Annotated in this window: 1 protein-coding gene; it reads right to left on the bottom strand. The window is 67.8% G+C overall.

The genetic code is table 11. The features are described 5' to 3' along the window. Positions 1 to 6: 6 nt before the first annotated feature. Complete coding sequence (locus tag L3K22_RS16605) at positions 7 to 1,332, bottom strand: ISL3 family transposase (protein ID WP_263312367.1); 1,326 nt, start codon at positions 1,330 to 1,332, stop codon at positions 7 to 9. Positions 1,333 to 1,447: the final 115 nt, after the last annotated feature.

The following is a 1,447-nucleotide window of genomic DNA, read 5'->3' as shown; positions in this document are numbered from 1 at the left end:
GGCTCTTCAGAGTTGAGTGTGGGGTGAGGCGTCGAGTCCGCCGGTGATGAGGAGCATTCGGAGGCGATAGTGCTCGAAGTTCCGGAAGCCGCGGGCGATGCGGCGGCCGAGTTCGATGATCCCGTTGATGGCCTCTGTGCCGCCGTTGCTCGCGCCATCGGTGTCGAAGTAGGCCAGGAACGCTGTCCGCCAGCGGCGTAGGGTCTTGCCCAGCCTCGCGATCTCGGGGATCGGACAGCTGGGCAGCGTGTCGATGAGCCGCTGGGCGAGTCGACGTCCCTGCGCGGGCGTGGGCTGGTGGAACACGTCTCGGAGGTCCTGGGCGCACTGGTAGGCGACCTCGACCGCGACGTGATCGGGATGGGCCGCGAATGCGCTGGCCAGGCGGGTCTGCTGGCGCGGCGTGAGGCGTTCCCGTCCGGCGCGGAGAACATGGCGGATCCCGTAGAGGGGGTCGCCCTTGCGGCCTCGGTGGCCGAGGGTCTCCTGCTGGATCCGGCGGCGGACGTCATCGACTGCAGCCCCGGCGAGCTTCACGATGTGGAACGCATCCAGCACGCAGGTGGCGTCCTCGAGTTGGTCATCGATCGCGTTCTTGTAGCCCTGGAACGGGTCCAGCGTGGCGATCTCGACCCGCTTGCGGAACTCGTCGCCGCGCTCGTCGAGCCAGTCTCGGTAGGCCTTGCCGGATCGGCCTGGGACGAGGTCGAGAAGTCTGGCGGTGGGGTGGGTGCCGCGAGTCAGATCGACCATCCCGGTGAGCTCCTTCGGTCCGCGCCGGCGCGGGTCCCGGTGGTGCCAGATGTGTTCGTCCACGCCCAGGACCTGCACGCCCTCGAACCGGGACGGGTCGTTCGCGGCCTTGATCAGGACTGGTCGGACCTGGGACCAGAGCGTGTTCCAGGTCGTGCCGAGCTGGCGGGCCAGGCCCTGGATCGTCGCTCCCTCGCGCCGGAGTTGTCCGATCGCCCAGCGGATCGCGCGCGTGCTCAGCAGGCCCCGCGGTGCACAGACCTCCGGGTTCTGCTCGGCGAAGGTCGTCACCGCGCAAACGCGCTCGAGGCAGATCCAGCGGCGCTTGCGCCACCGAATCCGCACCGGTCGGCCAGCCCATGGCGCGTCGATCATCTCGACCACCACTCGGCCGTGACCAGTGGCGATGACACCGCAGCCAGGGCATCCGGCCACTGGATCGCAGGACTCAACCTCAAGCAACAGTCCGGCCCGGGCCTTCGAGACGGCCACCAGATGAAGGCCAGGGAAGTCCAGGAGAACGTCGCATCGGTCGCAGCGATCAAGCGCGTCAGGGCATACGCAACTATGGTTGGGCATCGTCGAGGTCCTTGGTGCGAGCAGAGGTAAGAGTCCGCTCATCTTCGGGGACCTCGACGTCTATCCTCAGCTACCCCGTATCACCGGCGCGCCCACACTCAACTCTGAAGAGCCC

It is taken from the genome of Brachybacterium atlanticum (assembly GCF_025669985.1).
GTDB classification, from domain to species: Bacteria; Actinomycetota; Actinomycetes; order Actinomycetales; family Dermabacteraceae; genus Brachybacterium; species Brachybacterium conglomeratum.
Note: the sequence above shows the minus strand (reverse complement) of the source record. Positions and strands in the feature narration are given on the sequence as shown.

Coding starts and splice junctions, on each gene's coding strand:
- L3K22_RS16605 (WP_263312367.1), bottom strand. CDS start 1,332: ATGCCCAACCATAGTTGCGTATGCCCTGACGCGCTTGATCGCTGCGAC.